A 373-nucleotide genomic window follows, 5' to 3' on the forward strand; every position below is an offset into this window, starting at 1 on the left:
CCTGGCACTAAGCTTTCGAATTTCACAACGCCGTCTTTATTCGTTGTTTTCGCTTCTCCAACTACTTGACCAGCTTCATTTTTTAGTTTAAATTCTGCACCTGCTAGAACTTTTCCACTCTCTGCATCCTTTTTGGTTACTTGTAAGCTTCCTAGTTCTTTTGCGTTTTCTATTTGTACTTCTACTACTTTGTTTGCTTCCACAACGACTTCAATTTCTTCTTTTAGCAATTTATATCCTTGTGGTGCTTTTGTTTCTTTTAATGTGTATGTTCCTGGTTCTAATTTCTGAGAAACTACTTTACCAGTTTTATCTGTTCGTAACGTATCTACTTTTTTACCATCTTTATACACTTCGAATTCTGCATCTGATA

Annotated in this window: 1 protein-coding gene; it reads right to left on the minus strand. The window is 35.4% G+C overall.

The window, feature by feature from the left end:
• Window positions 1–373, minus strand: a 373-nt coding sequence (locus ACQRBL_RS32650; RefSeq protein ID WP_427736466.1) for an MSCRAMM family protein, incomplete at both ends; no start/stop codon positions are given.

Origin of the sequence: Bacillus sp. AF62 (assembly GCF_050312695.1) — a bacterium.
GTDB classification, from domain to species: domain Bacteria; phylum Bacillota; class Bacilli; order Bacillales; family Bacillaceae_G; genus Bacillus_A; species Bacillus_A cereus.